Raw genomic sequence first — 16,419 nt, 5'->3', positions numbered from 1 at the left:
GATATCCCGCGACTGGCTTCCCCACCTCCGTACAAGGGACACCAAAGGACACCATGGACAACGAACAGCGGGACTTCCGCTGGGGTCACAGCGCCCTGCGACTCGACTTCACCGTCGGCGACGACGACCGCGTCCGCCTTGCGCATATGGGCCGCCCCGGCGACGTGGGCGGCGACGACGGCGCGTCCCTGCCTCTGGTGGAGGTGACGGCGGCGGGCCACGGCCGGGACTGGTCGGGCAGCCGCCTGATCGGGACCGCTCTCGGCGCCCGCCTGCGCCACCGAGGGCACCGGGCGGGCCGGGACGGAGACTGGCACACCCTGACCGTGGACCTGCACGACCCGGAGACCGGGCTCGCCGTCGAGATGACCTACCGGTCGCCGGACGGCGTCCCCGTGCTCCGCGGCGAGGCGACCCTGCGCAATGAAGGGCCGGACACGCTGCACCTGGAATCGGTCAGTTCGCTCGTCGTGGGCTGTCTCACCCCGCGGGACCCGGCAGCGATCGACGCGGCCGACGTGTGGTGGGCGGACAACGACTGGCTGGCCGAGTGCCGTTGGCGGTCGCAGCCGATGCGCCGGACCACGCCCGCGGTGAGCGGCCGTGTGCCGTACGGGCACGGCAAGGCCGGATACGCAGTGACCGGCCAGGGCGTCTGGTCCAGTTGCGGGCACCTGCCGATGGGCGGCCTGACGGACCGTCACTCCGGCCGTGCGTGGGTGTGGCAGATCGAGCACAACGGCGGCGGCTGGCGCTGGGAGTGTCAGGAGCACGACGGGGCGGCGTACGTCGCCTTGTTCGGCCCCACCGACACCCATCACGGATGGCGGCACCGACTGGAGCCGGGCGCCGCCTTTCACACCGTGCCCGTGGCCCTGTCGGTCGCTGCCGACGCAGGCCCGGACGACGCGTTCGCCGCGCTGACCCGCTACCGGCGCGCCCAGCGCCGTCCGCACGCCGACCACCTGCGTCTGCCCGTCGTCTTCAACGACTACATGAACTGCCTGATGGGCGACCCCACCACCGAGAAGCTGCTGCCGCTGATCGACGCGGCGGCGGATGCGGGCGCCGAGTACTTCGTCATCGACGCCGGCTGGTACGACGACAGCGACGGCTGGTGGACCAGCGTCGGCGCCTGGGAGCCGTCCGTCTCCCGTTTCCCGGGCGCGCGCGGCATCCACGAGGTCCTCGACCGCATCCGTGCGCGCGGCATGACACCCGGCCTGTGGTTGGAGCCGGAAGTCGTCGGCGTGCACAGCCCCGTGGCCAAGTCCCTGCCCGACGAGGCGTTCTTCCGCCGTGACGGCGTACGTGTCACCGAGTCCGGCCGACACCACCTGGACCTGCGTCATCCAGCCGCCCGCGCCCACCTCGACCAGGTCGTGGACCGCCTGGTCGGCGCGTGGGGCGTCGGCTACCTCAAGTTGGACCACAACATCGACCCTGGTTCCGGTACCAGCGCCCACCCCGGCGAGAGCCCGGGCGACGGTCTGCTCGGCCACAACCGCGCCCACCTCGACTGGCTCGACGGCGTCCTGGACCGCCACCCGCATCTGGTGGTGGAGAACTGCGCCTCGGGCGGCATGCGCTGGGATCACGCCCTGCTGTCCCGGCTGCAGCTGCAGTCCACCAGCGACCAGCAGAACCTCGTTCATTACGCGCCCATCGCGGCCTCCGCGCCCACCGCCGTCACCCCCGAACAGGGCGCCGTGTGGGCATATCCGCAGCCCGGAGACTCCCTTGACGAAGTCGCCTTCACGATGACGAGCGCACTTCTTGGCCGCATCCACCTCTCCGGCCGTCTGCCGGAGCTGGGGCCCGAAGCCCGTGGACTGGTCCATGAGGCGATCGCCGTGTACCGGGCCGTCCGCGCCGATCTGCCGCAGGCCGTGCCGTCCTGGCCGCTCGGGCTCCCCGCCTGGGACGCCCCGTGGATCGCCCTCGCCCTGCACACGCCCGCCACCACCTACCTCACGCTCTGGCGCCGCCCGGGCGGGCAGGACACGGTGTCCGTCCGTCTGCCGCAGCAGGCGGGCGGCGCGGCCCACGCCGACGTGCTGTACCCCGCCGCACGCGGGGCGAGCGCTGCCTGGAACCGGGACAGCACCGAACTCACCGTGACCCTGCCCACCGCGCCCTCGGCGGCACTGCTCCGCATCACCCGCACGACGCCGGAGGCCTGAGCGCCGACCCCGCTCCCCGGACGTACCCCACGTGGTGGTCACCGGTGAGTCTGTCGATGACGGGCAGCACCGGTCCGCCGGGCGGCGGACACCCTGCTGGAAGAGCGCAGTGCGCGGCGGGGCCGGCGATCGCGTCATCCGTGATCGCCGGCCCCGCCGTAGCGCCTTCCTCCGCCCTGTTCCTCGGCGTCACCCCTTGATGGCGCCCGTGAGCATGCCCTTCTTGAAGTGCCGCTGGACGAACGGGGAGACGACGGCGACAGGGATCAGCGCGAGGACCATGACGGCCATCTGCAGGCCCAGTGCCGAGAGCTGGCCGGTGTGGACCGCCTGCTGGAGACCCGTCGGTGCCTCCGTGTTCTTCTGGACCAGCTGGATGAGCACGTTCTGCAGCGGCATCATCTGCTGGTCGGAGAGGTAGATGGAGGCGTTGAACCAGGCGCTCCAGTAGCCGACCGCGTAGAACAGGGAGATGACGGCCAGCACCGCCCGGGACAGCGGAAGGACGATGGTCAGCAGGATGCGCACGTCACCGGCGCCGTCGATGCGGGCGGACTCGGTGAGTTCGGGGGAGATCCCCATGAAGAAGGCCCGCAGCACCAGGATGTTGAAGACGCTGACGGCGCTCGGCAGGATCAGCGACAGGTAGGTGTCCGTGAGGCCGAGTGTCTGCACGAGCAGATACGTGGGGATCAGCCCGGCCCCGAAGAACATGGTGGCCATCATGGCCGTCAGGGAGAACCGGTGTCCCAGGCTGCCCGGCCGGGACAGGCCGTAGGCCGCGAGCACCGACACCGTCATGGAGAACAGGGTGCCGACGAGGGTGACGCCGACCGAGACCGTGATCGCCCGGCTGACCTGGCCGCCGCTGAGCAGTTCCGTGTAGTTGACGAAGGTGATGCCCTGCGGGATGACGACGAGACCGCCGGCCCGGTCGATCACCGGCTTCGGGGAGATGCTGGTGACGATCACGATCCACAGCGGGCCCAGAACCCCCAGGCAGCACAGGGCCAGGAACGCGCCCTTCGCGGTGAGTCCGGCCTTGCTGGGCGGCTCCTCCCACACGGGGCGGGCGGGAGCCTTGAGGCTGCGGATGAGCTGCGTGTTGAGGCTCACTTCTTGTACACCCCCTGCTCGCCGAGCAGGTGCGCGAACTTGTTCGCGCCCAGGACGAGACACACTCCGATGACCCCCTTGACGAGGCCGACCGCGGCCGCGTAGCTGAAGTCGCCGTTCTGGATACCCATGTTCCACACGTAGGTGTCGAGGACCTCGCTGGCCCCGGCACCGACCGCGTGCCGCTGGAGCAGGAACTGCTCGAAGCCGACGCTCAGCGCGTCACCCACCCGCAGGACCAGCAGCAGCGCGATCACCGGGCGCAGCGCAGGCAGCGTGACATGCCACATGCGCCGCCAGCGCCCCGCGCCGTCCATGGCGGCTGCCTCGTACAGGTCCGTGCTGACGGCGGACAGGGCCGCGAGGAAGACGATGATCCCCCAGCCGGCGTCCTTCCACACGGCCTGCGCGGTGACCAGATACTTGAACAGGTCCGCGTCGGTCATCAGGTCGAAGCCGCTCCACCCGTGCTTCTCCAGGGTCTGCGCGATGATGCCCGCGCCGCCGAGGATCTGCTGGAAGACGGTGACCACGAGGACCCAGGAGAAGAAGTGCGGCAGATACATGATCGCCTGCGCCACGGCCCGCACCCGAGGCCGGATCACACTGTTGATGACCAGCGCGAGGGCGATGGGGATCGGGAAGAACAGCACCAGTTGCAGCACGAAGAGCACGATGGTGTTCTTCGTGGCGCTCCAGAACAGCGGGTCGTCGAGCATCCGCGAGAACTGCTCCACGCCGACCCAGGGGCTGTGGAAGATCGCCGTGATGCCGTTGCCGGCGGCGTACGGGTCGTAGTCCTGGAAGGCGACGACATTGCCGAGCAGCGGGACGTAGTTGAAGATCAGGAGCAGGAGGATGACGGGCAGCGTCATCAGGATGAGCGTGCGGTCGCGGCGCAACCGGACCCGGAAGGGAACCTTGCCCCTCTTGCCGGCCCCGCGCGGCACGCTCTCCTTCACTGTGGCGGGGGCGTCCGGGGCCGTCGGTTCCTCCACGGCTGCCGCGGGGGGACGTGTCCCGTCGGGCCTGCTCCGGGCCGTGAGGGACATCAGTTGCCACTGCCGTTCTTGTCGAGGAGCTGCTTGTACCAGTCCCGCAGCTTGTCGCCGCCGGAGGACTTCCAGGTGGAGATGGCCTGCTGAATGTCGGACAGCTTCTTGTTGCCGCGCACGAAGTCGATCTCCAGCTGCTCGAACTGGCTGGAGAGGGTGGCGTAGCGGTTCGGCTCGACGATGTTCATGCCGTACGTGGACGTCTTCTTGACGAAGGCACCCTGCCGCTGCTGCCACTCGACCTGCTTGCGGGCGATTTCGGGGAAGTCGGGGTGGGCCAGGTAGGGAGCCGGGGCCGCCAGCATCGCCCAGGCGTTGTTCACCTCCTGGATACCCCGATCGTTCTTGAGCGGGACGCCGTCCTTGACCGTGTAGTGGGTGCCCTCGACGCCGTACTCGACGGACATCCGCTCCTTGGTGCCGTAGGGGGCTGCCACGAAGTTGGCGGCGGCCAGCGCGTTCTCGATCGTCTCCTTCGAGGCGCCCTTGCGGATCATCGACCAGATGCCGGCGGGCTGGGCGGCGTACAGCGTCGGGTTGCCGCCGTCGGCGGCGAAGTAGTCCATGCCCTCGATCTCGAAATCCGGGTTGGACTGGGCCTGTTCGGCGGTCTTGCCGTACCAGGCGGACGTGTCGCTGTTGAAGACCAAAATCTGCCCGGCGGTGAACCGCTGGCTCGGGTCGCCCGTGATTGCTTTGTCGTCGGGATGGACCACGCCCGCGGCGAACAGCTTGCGGACCCACTCCAGATGTTCGAGGTACTCAGGATGCTCGATGCGGTACGTCAGCTTGCCGTCGTCCCCGATGTTCCAGCCGAGCGACCCGGCGGGGCGGAGACCGAAGATGGCCGCCGCCGCCCACCTCATGTCACCACAGGCCCACACCTTGGCCTTGGCGCTGGTGGCCTCCTTGGCCCAGCTGAGGAACTCGTCGGCCGACTTGGGGACGGTGTAGCCCTCCTTGTCGAAGACGTCCTTGCGGTAGTAGGGCACGATGCCGGGCGCGGCGGCGGCGGGTACCGGGATGCCGCGCAGCGCGCCGCCGAAGATGCTCATGCGCCAGGAGTCGGACGGGATCGCGGCCAGGTTCGGGTACTTCTTGACCTTGTCGCCCGACAGGTAGGGGCCGAGGTCCATGAACTTCGCGGTGACCGCGCTCGAGATCTTGCCGACCAGCTCCCAGCTGGGCACGACCACCATGTCGGGTATGGAGCTGGAGGCGAGGACGGCGCCGAGCTTCTGGCCGTAGGTGTTGCCGTCCTGGTTCTGCCAGGTGATCTTGGTGCCCGCCGCCTTGTCGAGTTCCGTGTAGTAGGCGCAGTCCGGCTTCGGCGGGGTCCCCCAGAGCGGGGACATGACCTTGAAGGGGGCGCCGGTCCCGAGCTTGTCGGGGACGGAGGTGGCAAGGTCGGCGAGGTCGATCTTGCCGGTGTAGCCGGCCGCCGAGCCGTTCTTCGCCGGAATGTCCGGCTTGGCGGTCGTGCTGGCGACGTACGTCGGGAGCAGCTTGGCTGCGTTCTTGCCTGATGTGGTGCCCTCGCCTGAATCGCCGCTCGAACCGCCACAGGCGGTCAGGAGCGGCATTCCGCCGGCCATCGCGGCGGTGGCGACGGCCGTGGAGGTGAGGAAATTCCTGCGGCTCAATCCGGCTGGGGAGACGGTGTTCGGTGTCATTGCTTCAACCCTTCGTTGTGCACCTGGACACCCGGCGGTGGGCCGTCGGCTGCGGTGTCGGGATCACTGGCTGAGCTGGGAGCGGGCGCGTCGGCACGGGTGCGCGAGGACGCTGTCGAAGCGCTTCGATTTGGCCGTGAGATTAAGTGACGTCCTCGGGAGTGCACAAGAGATTTCGCCTTAGTTTCTTCGAAAAGGCAGAAACGGAGATGCGCGCGGGCTGGGTTTCTATTTGGCGGCATCAAAAGCGGCGCCTCGTCGGATTAGGCCGTATCGAAGCGCTTCGACAAAGCATGGAATTGTGGCATGAGTGTGCCTGCGCGGAAGGTGGCGCGAGAGTCGGAGTGCGCGTGATGGCGCACCCGACGACTTCACTCAGCCTGAAGCGACCCTGGCGGCGCCTGCTCCGGGGCCGGCCGCTGCTGTCCGTGGGCGTCGCGCCGGTGTCGGGGCGTGGCCCAGGACGTAGCTCTGGATGACGGTGGCCGCCGCGCCACGGGCCCAGTGGGCGAAGTTGTTGTGGCGGACGTCCACGTCGACAGGGGCGGCATCCGGGACGCGGTCGGCCCGGATGCCCTCGTCCATGGCGGGACGGGCGGCTTCCGCCAGACGCACGGCTTCGCCGGTGACCACGATCTTCTGTACCAGCGCGAAGTTGGCGACCGCGGCCAGCAGGCGGCCGAGGGCGCGACCGGAGGCGGTGACCACGGCCGTGGCGACGGGTTCGCCGCCGGCTGCGAGGTCGAGGCACTCGTCGTAGGTCACCGGACGGCGCAGTCCTACGGAGACGGCGGAGCGGATGGAGGCGACGGAGAGCATCGCCGTGGCGCAGCCTCGGTGCCCCCGCGGGCAGAGCGGGCCCATCGGGTCGAGGGGGTGGTGCCCGAGCAGCCCGGCACCGACGTCAGGGATGTCGACGACGGCGTCGTGCATGACCAGGCCGTAGCCGATGCCCGCGCCGATGGCGACGACCGCGAAACGGTCATGACCGCGTGCCGCGCCGAACCAGTGCTCGGCCCGGGTGAGCGCCAGAAGGTCGTTGTCGACGGTGACGCAACCGTCGAACGCGTCCTGGAGGAGGCCCCCGAGGGGAACGCCTGTGGTCCATCGCAGAAACGGCGCGTCGGTCACCGTCGTATGGTCGACGACTCGCCCTCCGAGACTCACCCCCAGTCCACTCACCTGCGCATGCCTGGGGGTGAGCTCCTGCGTCAGCTCGTTGACGGTCGCCACGACGGAGGCGGGGTCCCGGCCGGTCAGAGGTCTGCGGCTGGAGGCCACCACCTCGGCGCGCATCGTGGTGAGGACGGCGTGGACGTCGTCGCCGGTCACCTTGGCGCCGATGAAGTGGTGGGCGGTGGGGTTGACGTCGAGCGGCCGAGTCCGGCGCAGGGTCCCGGACTCGGGGCCACCGTTGGTGTCCACCTCCACGAGTAGACCGCTGTCGACCAGCGGCTTGGCCAACCGGGTGAGGCTGCCGGCCGACATGTCGAGGCGACGGGCGATCTCGCTGCGGGGCAGGGGGCCGCTCAGCAGCACTTCCAGGGCGACCGCGCGGGTCGACGGAGCGGTGGTGGCGTCCACGGGTGGCCCTCCCCAGGGTCGGCATGCGCGGCAGGTGCTCGGCTAGCAGGGGTCAGCATTCCACGCAACCGCGATTACTTCCATGGCGGAAGCATGATTGCCTGAATTTTGCGAGCAGGCCCTAGAAGGTGGGGTGACTTCGAGGAGCTTCCGCCTCGACTCTTTCGTTGTGAAAGTGTCAGTGGCTCAAGATGCCCCTCCTGTTCGGTCGACGCCATGTCAACGTTCGGTGCGACGGGCCTCCTACTCGGTGGTGAGGCCACTCGCCGAACCGGTTCCGCGCCGCGACCTGCGGCCTCGTGCCGGGATCCAGGCGCGCCCGCCGCGCCCCGTTCCCACGGCCCCGACCGCCGCCACCGCGAGGAGCACCAACGCCACGGCCGGACCCGCCACGGCCCACGGCGCCAGTTCCACGTAGGGCTGGTTCTCCGAGAGCAGGCGGCCCCATTCCGGGGTCGGCGGCTGCTCGCCGAGGCCGAGGAAGCCGAGGGAGGCCAGGACCAGGATGGTGGTGGGCAGGCGGAGGAGGGCGCTGAGGGCGAGGGCGGGCAGGACGGCGGGGAGGTAGTGCCAGGTGAGGAGGTGGCGGGGGCCAGCGCCCAGGGAGCGGGAGGCCAGGAAGTGGCCGGAGGCGCGTTCCTGCTCGATCAGGGCAGCGGTCTGGGCGGCGTACGGGGTCCAGCCGACCAGGCAGACGGCGAGCGCGGAGCCCCACGCGGAGGGGCCGGTGACGGCGGTGGTGAGCATGCCGGCCAGGACGGCCGGGAGGGTGGAGGTCACCTCGGTGAGACCGGCGGTGGCCCGGGGCACCGCGCCGAGCAGCAGACCTGCCACGACACAGACGGCGGTGACGGCCAGCGAGATGGAAACGGTACGCAGGGCGCCGTGGCCGAGCCGGGCCAGAAGGTCGCGGCCGAGCGCGTCGGTGCCCAGCGGGTGCGCGACGGACGGGGGCAAGAGCCGGCCGGCGGTGTCCACGGTCAGCGGATCGCGCAGCAGGCCGGCGACGATCAGGGCGGCCAGCGCGAGGGCGCAGCCGACGGTGAGGAAGCGGGTGGCGCGCCCCTGCGGCAGCGGCGGGGTGTGCAGGGCGGGCAGGCCGCCGGCGCGCAGGGCAGGGCCGAGCAGCAGGTGGCGCAGACCCTGGAGAAGGAGTCCGGCGACGACACCGAGAAGGGCGAGGGCGAGGGTCGCGGTCTGCAAGGGCGGCAGGTCCTGGGCGATCGCGGCGTCCAGGGAGAGCCGCCCGAGGCCAGGGATGTTGAAGATCTGCTCGACCGCGACGGCCCCGCCGACCAGGGCGACCACGGTGGGCAGCAGCTGAGGCAGGACCCCGGCGAGGGCGCGGCGCACCGCGGTGCGGGCGACCTTGGCGGGTGCGTAGCCGTGGGCGTGCCAGGTACGGGCCCAGGGTTCGGCGAAGGCGGCGGGCAGTGCCTGGTTGAGCAGGCCGCCGATCATCGCGCCGGAGGGGATGCCGAGCGCCAGCGAGGGCAGCACCATCGAGGCGGGCCCGCTCCACCCCTGGGAGGGGAACCAGCCCAGCCACACACCGCCGACCAGCGCGAGCAGCGCGGCGAGCAGGAACTTGGGCAGCGCCGCGAGGGCGACGGCCACCGAACCGGACCGCGCCCGGTGCAGCTGCCGCCGGGCCCCGAGACGTACGGTGCGGGCGCTGATCAGCGCGGCTACGAGGACGGTCACGACGAAGGCGCCGAGCATCAGCGTCAGCGACACCGCGAACGCGGCTGTCACCTGCGCAAGCACCGGTTCCCCCGACACCCACGACACGCCCGCGTCCCCGGACGGCAGCCCGCCCAGCCAGCGCGCCAGATGCACGAACGGGCCGTCCTGGAGGCCCAGTTGCTCCCGCACGGCGGCCAGCTGGGACGCGGTTGCCTCGGCGTCGGAGGACCGCGCGCGCAGCACGCTCAGCGCCGGGTCCACCCCGGACGCCCACCTCCGCGTGGACGGGGCGGCGGTCGCGGTGCTGCCCGTCGTCCTGGACGTCGTCGTGCCCCTGCCGACCAGTTCAGCCGTGGTGGAGGTGGTGGCGAGCGTAGATGTGCAGGCCGTCGAGGGCGGGTCGATCGAGCACAGCGGTGAGGCGGGTGGTTCCGGTGAGGATCAGGGGGAGGGGACGGCCGTGCTGTTCGGCGGCGCGCCAGGTGCCGTGCAGGCAGCGCAGGCCGTCGCTGCGCAGCTGGTGCGCGTCTTCGGCGACGAGGATCACGCGGGAGCGGCGGACGAGCTGCGCGTCGATGGCGCGCTCGGCCTCGGACAGCAGTCGGGGACGCCTGCCGTGCCGGCCGGGAAGAAGGGCCGCGTACAGGGCGTCGATGACCGCGGTGCGGTTGCCGGGCTCCCGCACCGCCACTCGTACGGCGCCTGCCAGGCGGCCCCGCTCGTCGAGCACGGCCGTCACGGCCCGCCCGGCTGCCTCCGGTACGTCGGCGGTGACCGTCATCACCTGCCCCTCCTCGACCGCATCGAGGAGGCGGCCGGCGAACTCCTCGTCGGGGGCGGGCAGTTCGGCAAAGGCGGGCGGCACGGCGTTCTCCCTGGGGGTTGAGGACCGGGCTGTTCCAGTGCAGCACTTCCGGGGAAGGCGCCGTGCCGGAAGCGGGCAAAACCCGGATCACGCCCGGACGGCTCCGTACGATGGCGCACCGACGATACGGAAGAGGCGGGGTTGATCGTGGCGAGGGTGCGAAGGCGCCGGCAGTTCCGGATGGAGCAGGCCCCGGCCGATCCGCGGACGCCGGAGCTGCCCGAGCAGGTCGAGGTTCGGGCCTTGGAGCGCACGTACGACTGCTGCGCGGTGGAGCAGGTCCGCGGCTGGCTCGGTGGCACGGCGCTGATCACCACCATCCACGCGGAACAGTGCCCTGCGTGGAGCCGTACGTCATCGCGTTGACGTACGGAGCGGACCGGTGACGTACATGGCGACCGCCCCGACCCTGGTCATCGCGCTGTTGCCGTCACGACGGTATGCCGTCACACCGGCGGAGTCGTCCGTGGCGTGATGGCCACGGTCCACGCCGAGCAGTGCCCGGCATGGGGACATGGGGACGCCGCCCCTGCCCCACGACCGTTGTCCGGGTGTGCGCCGACGGCCGTCACGCCGCCCGGCTGGCAGGCTGGACGCGGCAGAGCGTGCGGTACTCGTCGGGGTCGAGATCCTGTATCCGTCGGGAGGCCGGGAAGCCCGCCTGCGCCAGGATCTGCCGCGCGCGCCGTGTCGGTGCCGGGCAGCGCGGCGATCACCCGGCCCACGGGCAGGGTCCCGGTGACGTCGCTGGCCCGGGCCTGGGCGAGGGCGTCGCGCAGCGAGAGCCGGCCGGTGTGCAGCAGATGCAGCAGATGCAGGCGCTCGCAGGCGCGGCGACGGTGTTCACGCAGCGCGTCCGCGGTGCGCTGCGCGGCCCGGCTGGCCGCGACGTCACCGGGCGTGGTGGCCATGGGCAAGAGCATGAGCAAGCTCCCCCTCTGAGATACAGGACCAGTTGGTGATCATGACAAGTGTGAGCCGCTTCGCATTCCCGCGACCAGCAGTTTTCCGTCCCGTCACTCCCGTGCCCCGGTGCTGTGTGCAGCTCGGCGGAGTTCTGGCCGACGACGTCCTCGTCGGCCGGCGACGCGCGCAGTGTTCGTGGTGACCGTTACCTGTGGCCTTTGCTCGGAGCACGGCCGACGAGAACCTCACTCCGGCCGGTCGCCTGTCCACGAAGCCGATGCTGCCGCCGGGCACAACTCCCGTCCTACACTGGACTTCTGGACCGGGAGGGGCCCGTCATGGACACACCGAGCGTTGAGCCCGAGGGCGTCAAGCCGCGGCCCGACTACCCGCCTAAGTGGGCGTTTGATGTTGATTCGCGCTGACCGTTTCAACATGCTTTGCCGCATTTATCGCCAACGCGCAAGGCCTGAAATGCCTGGAAGTTCTCTACCAGTCGGGAGCTTCCGCCCCATTGCTAAACCAGACGGAATTCGAGCGGCATGTATGAACTAAACGGGCGCTCCGACCATCACCTCGGAGAAAGCAAATGCACTCCTATCGGAGCAAAGTATCCCGAAAGTCGCCGACCGCTAAGGTGGCGTATCTATACTAAACATACCTAAACGCCCACTAAGAGGACGTTAAGTCCCGTTCCTGATGGTGTGGCGTCGCCCGTTCGTGGCTGATGGGGCGGTTCCGTTCTCGTGCCCTGTCGTGTGCATGATGGGGTCGCGGGCATGGAACGGATGCCGTACGCAACGGACTTGGCCGACGAGCAGTGGGTGTTGATCGAGCCGCTGGTCACCGCGTGGAAGCAGGAGCGGGTGGCGCGGTCGGCGACCGGAGACCCGGGCTCGTGCGATCTGCGGGAGGCCGTGAACGCGCTGCTGTACCAGAACCGGACGGGCTGCCAGTGGCGGCTGTTGCCGCACGACTTCCCGGCCTGGTCCGCGGTGTTCTGCTACTTCACCCTGTGGCGCGAGGACGGTCTCGACCAGCGGATCCAGGAGATCCTGCGCTGCCAGGTACGCGAGCGGGCCAGACGCTTAGAGGACCCGTCCCTCGTGATCATCGACACCCAGTCCGTCCGCGCCGCGGCCGGGGTACCGAAGACGACGACGGGACTGGACGCGAACAAGAAGACGCCAGGCAGGAAGCGGGGACTCGCCGTCGACGTGCTGGGCCTGATCATCGGCGTGGTGGTCCTGCCCGCGAGCGCGCACGACAACGAGGCCGGCATCGCCCTGCTCGACCAGGCAGCCGAGAAGTGCGGGATGCGCCTGGAGAAGGCCCTGGTCGACCAGGGCTTCAAGGACGCCGTGATCATCCACGGGGCGGTGAACGACATCACCGTCGAGGTGGTCCGGCGCAACCCCGGCGATGCGGGCAAAGGCTTCGTCCCGCAGCCGAAACGGTGGGTCGTCGAGCAGGTCAACGGCACCCTCATGCTGCACAGGCGCCTCGCCCGCGACTACGACCACCGGCCCGACAACGCCGCCTCCCGCATCTACTGGGCCTCCACTGCCGGCATGCTCCGCCGCCTCACCATCCCCAGCCCCGCCTGGCGAGACGAGATGGAGCTGGCCGCGTGAACGTCACCGAACTCCTGCGGCTTCTGCAGACCGAGCACGACGAGATCGCCGCCCGCGCCGACCAACTACGCGAACAGATCGAGCAGTTCACCACCGCCCTCGCCGAGACCGAGGCCCGCATGCTCGAACTGGCCGCGACCCGCAAGGTCATCGACGGCCTTGCCCCGCCCGACCGCGAACCGGCCCCCGCCGAGAGCGCCACCGTCTACCAGCGCATCGTGACCGCGTTCAACGAGCACCCCCAGAAGGTGTTCCGCGTCCGCGATCTGCACGAGCTCCTCGGCCTGCCCACCGACGAGCCCTCGATCAACGTCACCCGCTCCCGCTTGGGACGACTCGTCCGCCAAGGACTCCTCGAACAGCCCGGACGCGGCGAATACCAGAAACGGACTTAACGCCCTCTGAGGTCGGTCATTAGTACGCCGGCCGCCGAGCCGCCGACCGCTTGGACGAGGCCTGGGTAGACCCGGCCCTCGAGTGCAGCCGCGCGCCAACCCGGCGCTTCCGCCGAAGTCCGCTCAGGTATCCGCCCCAGCAAGGCCTCGAGGACGGCATCGAACTGGAGCGTGCCGTAGCAGAACAGCACGTCGGGGCCTTGCTGAAGCCGCCGCCGGTGGTTAGAGGTCACCGGCACACTGCTCTCCATTCGTCCTCGAGCATCGCGTGCACAACTGAGTCACGCCATCGGCCGGCCTTCCAGATGTGGGCACGGATGGTGCCTTCCTCGACCATGCCCGCCGCTGTCATCGTCTTCGCCGACGCCTCGTTGAGCGGGGAGCGTGCGCCCCAGACGCGGTGCAGGCTGAGCTCCTCGAACCCAAAGCCCAGCAGGAGGCGCACGGTCTCGACTCCGTAGCCGACGCCCCAGGCGTCCGGGCGCAGCGCGAAGCCGAACGTGGCCGCGCGCTGCTGGTGCGGATCCATGGCGAGTCGGCCGAACCCGATCAGATCGTTCGTGTCCCGCTCGACGACGGCGAGCGCGTACTCGATGCGGGGCTCCGCCGTGGCCAAGGTGACGGACCGGGCCACGATCTCGCCGACCTGCTCGCGAGTGCGCGGCTCGAAGGACAGATGCTCCGTGGCCTCGGGGCTGCCGTAGATGGCGAGCACTGCGTCGACGTCCTCGATGGTGAGTTCACGCAGCTCGAGGCGCGGGCTGGTGCGCTTGACCGGGTACATGCTTCGGACTCTACCCGCGGGGCAGCGCCGGCCGACTCGCCGGGAAGGCTTCGATCTCCGCGCGGAGGTCTTGGGCTGCGAGGGCAGTGCGCGCGTGGCTGTTCATCAGCGCCTGGCGGACGCGGAGCGCTGAGACGACGATGCCGTTGTTCCTGTGGGTGACCGGCAGGTCCAGGACGGGGCGGATGGCTTCTGCGGTGCCGTCTACGTCTCCGCTGAAGAGACGAATGAGGGCGAGGTCGCATTGCGATCCTGCGAGGTCGCCGAAGGCCCAGTTCGGGGCGTTGGGGTCGCTGAAACCCTGGACGGCTTGTTCTGCCTGCGCGGCGAGCTGCTCGTCGCCGTGGCCGAGAAGTGCCTCGGCTTCCACCGCGTAGTAGAGCTGTTTCTCAGGGGCGTAAGTGAACAGGCCACCGAGCTGGTCCAGGTCGTCGGCGATGACTCGCTCTCGCCGGTCGGCGGCCTGCTGGTTGGCGGCGCGTACCGTTTCCTCGTCGCCCAGTATTGCAGCGGCACGGGCCTGGAGGCCGAGCAACCACAGTCCGACGGTGCCGCGAAGGCCAGCGGCGGTCTCGGCTCCCTGGCTGGCGTAGTGGTAGGCGTCCCCGGGCCTGTCCGCCCAGTAGGCGATCAGCGACTTGAGGCCGTCGGTGAGTGCGATGAGACCGGGGTGCTCGGCGTCCTTGGCGCAGGACGCGGCGACCCGGGTCATCGTCATCGCGTGGTGCGGGACTTCCATGTCGTTGAAGCCCTTGGCTACGAGGAAGGACAGCACGGCGGCCTTGAAGTTCAGGTCGCGCAGCTGTGACGGTCGGACCCTGCGGCCGTCGAGGAGACGGAACACCTGGTCCTGGGTCTCGAGCAGGTCGTCCCAAATGGCCGACAGCGGCTCACGCGGGTACGCGGCGACCAAGCGGGTCACCTCGTCGTCGAGGAGGCCGAGCGTGTCGGCGCCCACCCTCTCTCGGTCTTTGTCCAGGAGGAACTCCTTCGCGCGTTGCACGGCCATCGCACCCGTCCTTTTCATCTCGTTCAGGTCCACGCCGGCGTCGGCATGGGGTGCAGTCGGTGACGCGCTTGTCAGCGGAACGAAGTTCGGCGTGGAGCCCTCGGGTACCTCAGTCCACAGGTCATCGATGCTGTAGCCCAGCATCTCGACGATGGTTGGTCGGAAGACACGTTGTGGTTTCCGGCCTTCGTAGATCCATCCCTCGATGGTCTTCGGAGCCGGGTCCACGTTCTCCAGGCGGAGCCGCTCGGCTGCCCTCCTGTACTGCGGAAGGAAGTCCTCGGGGGTCCTGATACCGCGTGCTTCGAGGGCGTGCCGGAAGAACAACACGGGCGCCTCCCATTCCATCCGCCTAGCACGTCACTGCCACGACGTTAGAGCGCTGTCCTCATCAACTTGCCCCATGCAGACGGTACTTAGTGGATCGAGGTAAGTCCGAGGAAGAGCCGAGGAAGGCCCGTCAACTTTGCACCAAACCCCGAGGGCGGTCTGGGGGTAGAGCCGTCTGCACACCGTTGCAACGCTCGTAACAGCCCTCGCTGAGAGTGCCCGGACGTGCACATTCGTGGATCAGGGAGTTCCCCCCCATGCCCCCCAGAGTTGCCGGAGCGACGACAGCTGTACGGACGCCTCGCGCGGTTATCCGCCGTGACGGGGAAGTGATGAGAGAGCGGATCGAAGTCGCCCCCCGCCTCGGTGACGATCCGCTCCGGCCCCAGGACGCAAACCGAGTAGGGGCCATGCGCCGGATCGCTGCAGCCAAGCTCAGGTACTGCGGGCTGGGCGCGCTGATCGACGAAGTGATGGTCATCGTCTCCGAGTTGCTCACGAACGCGGTACTGCACAGCGGTACCAAGGAGATCACCCTGAGCCTCAGCGTCCGAGACGGCTTCCTGCGCGTCACTGTCACCGACGGCATGCCGGGCGGAGCCACGCGCCAGGCCGCCAACGAGGACGCCGAATCTGGGCGTGGCCTTGCCCTGGTCGAGGCCCTAGTCGCGGAGCACGGCGGCACGTGGGGCACCAACGACAACGGCGCAGAGACCTGGTGCAGCCTCGCCGCGCCGGCGGAGGACCGGCCGTGACCACCCAGGCGGAGATCCGGCGGTGGGACCACCCCGTACGGGCGGCCGACGTGCCCTTGGGCCGGAGCGGCTGCGGTGGGTCCTGGAGAAGGTCCAGAAGTGGCAGCCATACGTCGACGGCGCCTTACTCGACGACGTCGCGGCCGTGCTCGACAACTACACGCCGGACGAGGACGAGACCGACGAAAGCGCGTTACGGCTCCGCGGCCACCTGATGCGGCTCGTGAACCTTGCCGACGTCGAAAAGGTGGTTGAGCGAGACGAGCGGGTCGCCGAACTCGTCGTACGGGCCCGCGCTATTTGGTCCGAGGAGCTGCCCGGCGAGCACCAGCAAGCCGTGGGGCACGTCCGCCGGATGGCGTGGACCGTCAATGAGCTGCTTGAGCCCTGGTGGAGAACCAGAGCCTGAAGGAGGAGACGTGATCTGTCGCCCGCTCCCGCCCT

16 protein-coding genes are annotated in these 16,419 nt (G+C 69.6%); 6 read left to right on the top strand and 10 right to left on the bottom strand.

Translation table 11 applies throughout. The features are described 5' to 3' along the window. Nucleotides 1-53 precede the first annotated feature (53 nt). The gene (locus tag ACFVJQ_RS38170) at nucleotides 54-2,183 is read left to right on the top strand and encodes an alpha-galactosidase (RefSeq protein ID WP_385790328.1); all 2,130 of its coding nucleotides are present in this window, start codon (nucleotides 54-56) and stop codon (nucleotides 2,181-2,183) included. A gap of 189 nt (nucleotides 2,184-2,372) precedes the next feature. Here the strand turns inward: ACFVJQ_RS38170 and ACFVJQ_RS38165 are convergent, their stop codons facing one another. The 6 genes from ACFVJQ_RS38165 to ACFVJQ_RS38140 all read right to left on the bottom strand — a co-directional run bounded on the left by ACFVJQ_RS38165 (nucleotide 2,373) and on the right by ACFVJQ_RS38140 (nucleotide 10,162). Beyond that, entirely contained in the window at nucleotides 2,373-3,299 is a 927-nt protein-coding gene (locus ACFVJQ_RS38165; RefSeq protein ID WP_385790326.1) for a carbohydrate ABC transporter permease, read from the bottom strand. Further along, the gene (locus ACFVJQ_RS38160) at nucleotides 3,296-4,351 is read right to left on the bottom strand and encodes an ABC transporter permease (RefSeq protein ID WP_385790324.1); all 1,056 of its coding nucleotides are present in this window, start codon (nucleotides 4,349-4,351) and stop codon (nucleotides 3,296-3,298) included. The genes ACFVJQ_RS38165 and ACFVJQ_RS38160 overlap by 4 nt, the downstream gene beginning before the upstream one ends. Next, complete coding sequence (locus ACFVJQ_RS38155; RefSeq protein WP_385790322.1) at nucleotides 4,351-6,027, bottom strand: extracellular solute-binding protein; 1,677 nt, start codon at nucleotides 6,025-6,027, stop codon at nucleotides 4,351-4,353. The genes ACFVJQ_RS38160 and ACFVJQ_RS38155 overlap by 1 nt, the downstream gene beginning before the upstream one ends. Before the next feature lie 375 nt (nucleotides 6,028-6,402). After that, nucleotides 6,403-7,611: an ROK family protein gene (locus tag ACFVJQ_RS38150; protein ID WP_385790320.1), complete on the bottom strand. Its 1,209-nt coding sequence runs from the start codon at nucleotides 7,609-7,611 to the stop codon at nucleotides 6,403-6,405. 243 nt (nucleotides 7,612-7,854) lie between these two features. Next, nucleotides 7,855-9,558 carry an ABC transporter permease subunit gene (locus ACFVJQ_RS38145; protein ID WP_385790318.1) on the bottom strand — a complete coding sequence of 568 codons (1,704 nt, stop codon included), beginning with the start codon at nucleotides 9,556-9,558 and terminating at the stop codon, nucleotides 7,855-7,857. A gap of 85 nt (nucleotides 9,559-9,643) precedes the next feature. After that, nucleotides 9,644-10,162 (bottom strand): hypothetical protein, encoded by a 519-nt coding sequence (locus ACFVJQ_RS38140; protein ID WP_385790316.1) that lies wholly within the window; start codon nucleotides 10,160-10,162, stop codon nucleotides 9,644-9,646. Nucleotides 10,163-10,342: 180 nt separating this feature from the next. Here ACFVJQ_RS38140 and ACFVJQ_RS38135 point away from each other — a divergent pair, with 180 nt between their 5' ends. Continuing rightward, complete coding sequence (locus tag ACFVJQ_RS38135) at nucleotides 10,343-10,528, top strand: hypothetical protein (RefSeq protein ID WP_385790314.1); 186 nt, start codon at nucleotides 10,343-10,345, stop codon at nucleotides 10,526-10,528. Nucleotides 10,529-10,608: 80 nt separating this feature from the next. Here ACFVJQ_RS38135 and ACFVJQ_RS38130 read toward each other — a convergent pair whose 3' ends face one another. Then, the gene (locus ACFVJQ_RS38130) at nucleotides 10,609-11,073 is read right to left on the bottom strand and encodes a hypothetical protein (RefSeq protein ID WP_385790312.1); all 465 of its coding nucleotides are present in this window, start codon (nucleotides 11,071-11,073) and stop codon (nucleotides 10,609-10,611) included. 774 nt (nucleotides 11,074-11,847) lie between these two features. Between ACFVJQ_RS38130 and ACFVJQ_RS38125 the strand changes: the two genes are divergently transcribed. Together ACFVJQ_RS38125 and ACFVJQ_RS38120 are read left to right on the top strand one after the other, a co-directional pair. Further along, entirely contained in the window at nucleotides 11,848-12,702 is an 855-nt protein-coding gene (locus tag ACFVJQ_RS38125; RefSeq protein ID WP_385790310.1) for an IS5 family transposase, read from the top strand. Beyond that, nucleotides 12,699-13,097 (top strand): type IV toxin-antitoxin system AbiEi family antitoxin domain-containing protein, encoded by a 399-nt coding sequence (locus ACFVJQ_RS38120; RefSeq protein ID WP_385790308.1) that lies wholly within the window; start codon nucleotides 12,699-12,701, stop codon nucleotides 13,095-13,097. Before ACFVJQ_RS38125 ends, ACFVJQ_RS38120 begins: the two co-directional genes overlap by 4 nt. Here ACFVJQ_RS38120 and ACFVJQ_RS38115 read toward each other — a convergent pair. Genes ACFVJQ_RS38115 through ACFVJQ_RS38105 form a run of 3 tightly spaced genes read right to left on the bottom strand, consistent with a single transcriptional unit; the run spans nucleotide 13,094 to nucleotide 15,238 of the window. After that, a complete protein-coding gene (locus tag ACFVJQ_RS38115; protein ID WP_385790306.1) occupies nucleotides 13,094-13,348 on the bottom strand; it encodes a gamma-glutamylcyclotransferase family protein in 255 nt (84 codons plus the stop codon). The genes ACFVJQ_RS38120 and ACFVJQ_RS38115 overlap by 4 nt on opposite strands. After that, on the bottom strand, nucleotides 13,327-13,881 hold the full coding sequence (locus ACFVJQ_RS38110; RefSeq protein ID WP_385790304.1) for a GNAT family N-acetyltransferase: 555 nt from the start codon (nucleotides 13,879-13,881) through the stop codon (nucleotides 13,327-13,329). Before ACFVJQ_RS38110 ends, ACFVJQ_RS38115 begins: the two co-directional genes overlap by 22 nt. Before the next feature lie 10 nt (nucleotides 13,882-13,891). Beyond that, the gene (locus tag ACFVJQ_RS38105; RefSeq protein ID WP_385790302.1) at nucleotides 13,892-15,238 is read right to left on the bottom strand and encodes a hypothetical protein; all 1,347 of its coding nucleotides are present in this window, start codon (nucleotides 15,236-15,238) and stop codon (nucleotides 13,892-13,894) included. A 239-nt stretch (nucleotides 15,239-15,477) separates the two neighbouring features. Here ACFVJQ_RS38105 and ACFVJQ_RS38100 point away from each other — a divergent pair, with 239 nt between their 5' ends. Next, entirely contained in the window at nucleotides 15,478-15,975 is a 498-nt protein-coding gene (locus ACFVJQ_RS38100; RefSeq protein ID WP_385790300.1) for an ATP-binding protein, read from the top strand. Nucleotides 15,976-15,997: 22 nt separating this feature from the next. Then, the gene (locus tag ACFVJQ_RS38095; RefSeq protein ID WP_385790298.1) at nucleotides 15,998-16,384 is read left to right on the top strand and encodes a DUF6415 family natural product biosynthesis protein; all 387 of its coding nucleotides are present in this window, start codon (nucleotides 15,998-16,000) and stop codon (nucleotides 16,382-16,384) included. Nucleotides 16,385-16,419: the final 35 nt, after the last annotated feature.

This window comes from Streptomyces sp. NPDC127197, from assembly GCF_042672405.1.
In the GTDB taxonomy this organism is placed as follows: domain Bacteria; phylum Actinomycetota; class Actinomycetes; order Streptomycetales; family Streptomycetaceae; genus Streptomyces; species Streptomyces flavusporus.
Note: the sequence above shows the minus strand (reverse complement) of the source record. Positions and strands in the feature narration are given on the sequence as shown.